Below are 4,172 nucleotides of genomic sequence, written 5' to 3' on the forward strand. Positions count from 1 at the left end.
CTATCAAGCAATACTATAAAATTTTTGATCAAATTTCAGCTGGAGTTATTAGTAAGGGTAAAGAGTTTTACTCAAATGAAGATCTAGCAAAGATGCCAAAAGGCTACTTTTCAAAAGATAAAAAAATAGAGCATGTTGAATACTTAATGGGTAGGATGACTAGCGATGAGATAGATGGGCTAACTGATAGGAGCAATGAAAAGATAACTCATGTATTTAGAACAGCACAAGATGCAGACGATGCACATAGGTTATGGGATGATCTAAGCGATATAAATGTAGAAGTCAATGGAAATTTTCTTGACTTCTCTCCAGAAGTTATGACAACTGAGCATACTATCCCTTATATGTGGGTTAGCAGTGCTGGATATGACTTCAAGCCTGATATGTCTGTATATGACAATGAACAAGGCTATACAAAGGAGCAAATCTTTGTAGCATTTTTGAAAAACGAGCAAGGTCTTGTGCTGCAAGGTGGCACAACAAGGATAACTGACGAGGCTCTTAGTGTGTATAAAAGTTCATTAATACTTACAAAACAAGATAGAAGTGAGATAGGCATACCAAAGGCTTATTATGATGAGATACTATCTGGCAAAAAAGATCTAAAAGATATACTAGCTAGGATTTTAAAGCTTAGAAATTTAGAGCTTAAAAAAGATCAAACACTCGAGGGGCTAGCAAGTAAGATAATGGACGTTTTAAAAGAATTTGATGAGAGGACGAAGGTAAGAGAGCTCTAAAAATATATAACATAGTAGGCATTCGCTCTAAGCCCTTTTGGCTACCATACTACTAAACATTTTTTACTTTTGCCGATATAAGCTATATATTTTAAAAGGATTTAAAATGATGGTAACACAAAATTTACAACCCATAAAAATAGATTTGCCAAAAAACATGATCCACTCAAGGCTACTTCTTGGTGTAGATAGAGTGCAAACTTTAGACAACACAAATTTAAAGTCTGAGCTTAAAGACATCGCTACTAAGCTTATCTCAAATAGCACTTACTCTATCATCCAAAGCGCCAGCACCAGTGGTGTGAAATCAGACTACTCTAAAACAGATATTGGGCTAAATCAAGCTTTTTCTTATAGAGATATCCAGAGGAGAAACTGGAGCAAAGAAGACTTTGAGAACAAGTATCTCTTTGGCGAAGATGCCTCAGCACTAAGGAAAGTGGATCAAACTAGCACCTATTTTTCATCTATAAATTCAAAAACTCCCGTTAAGCCCATCGCAGCAGCAGATACTAAATTTACAAATTTAAATGACTACGCCTATGAAAAAACGATAAAAACTTCACGAGGTGACGTAGAGGTCTTTTTGGATCTTTATGACGATAATGACAAACTAGGCATAGGCAAGCTAGACGCAAATGGATTTTTATTTAACTTTGATAGCAACAAGGATGGAGTGATAAATTCTGGCGATAAATACTTTGATAAGCTAAAAGTTAGAGGCTACGACAAAGACGGTAATGAGAAAATTTTTAAACTAAGCGAAGTTACGAGCGAGATAAACCTAAACGACTTTATCAAAAAGGATATTAGAAATTTAAGCTACGAGGCTATGGACTTTGCTAGCAAGAATACGGTTGATTATAGAGTTAGTTTAAACAACTCAAACCCTTATACTCTATTTTCAGCCGAGTATCGCTACCAAAAGATAGGCAAAGAAGAGACTAATAAATTTTTCAAAGACCATGCAGACCAAAACGGCTGGGTAGATCTTAGGGATAATAAGATATTTAACGACAAGAGTGGCTTAAACAACTTTGCCTATGAGAAAGTTGGCTTTGACGGCAAGAAAAAGCTTAGTGAGTTTAACCCTATCATAAAACCTTCTGAATCTAAACAAGATGAGAGCTTTTCATACGCAGGCTATCAAAAAGATAGCTTTATGAAATTTTATAACGACTACCAAAAAGAGTCTAGCGCTCACAGCAAAGATGTAGAGTGGGTAAGTAAAAATTTAAAAGAAAATGATGTAGAAGACGCAGATGATCTCATCTCAAAGCTAAAAGTCACAAAGTCATCTTATATGATCGCTATGGAGAGTGAGTTTGAAAAAGCGACTGGGCTTGAGTTTAGCCTAGAAAATTTAGAAAGAGTAAAGCATGCTTTTGAAAGTGATACGAGCAAGGCAGCAGCTGCTCTAAATGACACAGACAGCGTAATAGCCATGAAGCTAAACAAAAATGGCACGATCACGCTTAAATTTGATAGCGGAAGAGAGCTAGAGGTAAAAGAAATTTATAGCGACACTGGCAAGCTAATCAGCAAAGACGACAAAGATAGCAAAAGAGCAAGTATAAATTTAGATGCTAAAGCTATGAATGATGTAGAGCTAAATAGACTTGACTTTAAAGATATAGGCATAAAGCAAGATGAGAAGATATCTAGTCTAAAAGAGCTTGGAGCAAAGCTAGTTAAAAACCTCTCTGATAAATTTACAAGTAAATTCCTGATCGGACTTGAAAACGGCAAAAGTATCACCACTAAAGAAATTTACAACATTACCTACCTTGAAAACGACCTAAAATTTAAAGAGCTATCCAGCAAAGATAGGCTTTATAAAAAGGTAGATACGAGAGTTTAGGAGTAAATTTATGCAGACTAAAAAGCCTTTGCAAAATAAATCTTTTCATAAAAAAGACGATATCTTTGGTGTGAGTTAAAACTAAAAGGATACTAGATGATAAACACACTTGGTAGCTACCCCTTGAATTTAGAGCAGAACATAAAGGTATCAACCAAAATTTCTACAAACCAAACCAGCTCAGAGGTTTTAGGCTACAAGGTAGATAAAGATGGATACTTTACAGATGAGTTTAACAAGCAAGCTGGCATACCAAGCGGATATAAAATTCACTCAAGCACACTGGAGTCTTTAGTCAGGATAGCGACGCAGCCTGACTATATGCAAAGGGTTTTTGACAGCATCGATATACTAAAAACTGTAAATAATGCCTACAAAGTTCTCTCCCAAGTAGTTGGCGAAGATATACTAAATTCAAAAGAAAGCTTTAGCTTAGATGAGATAAGAAATTTCCCACAAGGCTTTTCTTATAACCGCCAAAGCATGCAAGTAACAAAAATTCATAGCTCTATTTACGACTTCGATGCAGCTGCTTCTAGCTTTAACTACAAAGAGTCAAACAAGCAGATGATAAGCACGCTCTTTTTCAATCCAAGCTTTAATGGCGGAGATGGCAGGCAGCCATTAAAGCCAACAACAGATATCTTTAACAACAACAATGGCGGCAAGGAGAGTGTGGGAAGTGGTGTTTTTATCGATCCGCACGGCGAAAGATATACAAATAAAGATGGCTCTATAACCAAAGGTGGCCTTTTAGCAGCCGTCATAAATAGCAACCTTGACGTCAAAGAAGGTGAAACCACCGTTTTTGGAAAGAAGCAAGGCTTTGATAAGAGCGTAGATAGCAAAGAATTTAGTAGAGCATTTGAGCTATTTGAGCTTATGGTGAGATGAAATTTGGAGCAAATTTCAACAAGGCAAGCGACTCTGATCTAGCTGGTATGCCTGCATATATGCAAGAGTATGTTAAGTATAAAAGAGACCTTGTCTATGTAGATCTAACGACTGGGTTTGTCGGTAAGTATTCAGACGAAGAAGACGAGCTATCATTTAAAAAGATGATGGAGCATAATCTAAAAATGTTAAAGCTTCTTTTTGGTGAGATAGATAAAGATGGCAAAAAAAGCAAGGACTTTATGGATAGCTTTTTAAAATTTAGCATGCCACCTTTAAATTTAGTAAAAGAGCTAAATGAAAATCCAGCTGGAAAATATCTAGTAGATATGCTTGGCACAAAAAGAGATGTTGATATAAAGGCGTAAATTTAAAAGAAACTAAGGATAGTAAAATGCAAATTTCTAATAATCTTTCAACCCCTAACTATCTCTCAAGAGAGAACATAGCAAGAGAGATGGGCTTTAAATTTAACGATATAAACGAGATACTTAGTAACGATATGGGTCATGGTATGACATTTCCTAAGTATGCAAGGCTAGATGATAAAGAAAGAGCAAGAGAATACGACAGATATGATCACTCACTCACTGGATTTGTAAAAGGTGAAGGAGAGCCAAGAGTAAGCATACTTGGCAAGCTAATGGGCTATGACGACACTTTTTCAAAAGATG

The 4,172-nt window shown here is 36.0% G+C and carries 2 protein-coding genes and 2 pseudogenes; all 4 read left to right on the plus strand.

The genetic code is table 11. The features are described 5' to 3' along the window. A pseudogene (locus CYO90_RS05285) lies at positions 1–743 on the plus strand (Cj0814 family flagellar-dependent secreted protein); the annotation flags it as partial. A 106-nt stretch (positions 744–849) separates the two neighbouring features. After that, the gene (locus CYO90_RS05290) at positions 850–2,604 is read left to right on the plus strand and encodes a response regulator (RefSeq protein WP_103578736.1); all 1,755 of its coding nucleotides are present in this window, start codon (positions 850–852) and stop codon (positions 2,602–2,604) included. Positions 2,605–2,700: 96 nt separating this feature from the next. Then, a pseudogene (locus tag CYO90_RS05295) lies at positions 2,701–3,866 on the plus strand (Cj0814 family flagellar-dependent secreted protein). 26 nt (positions 3,867–3,892) lie between these two features. Then, a partial coding sequence (locus CYO90_RS05300; RefSeq protein WP_181000219.1) for a hypothetical protein occupies positions 3,893–4,172 on the plus strand: 280 nt, incomplete at its 3' end.

This window comes from Campylobacter concisus (assembly GCF_002913745.1).
Classification (GTDB): Bacteria; Campylobacterota; Campylobacteria; order Campylobacterales; family Campylobacteraceae; genus Campylobacter_A; species Campylobacter_A concisus_R.

What these genes read in the sequence shown, in the direction of transcription:
- CYO90_RS05290 (WP_103578736.1), top strand. Translation starts at nt 850, where the DNA reads ATGATGGTAACACAAAATTTACAACCCATAAAAATAGATTTGCCAAAA.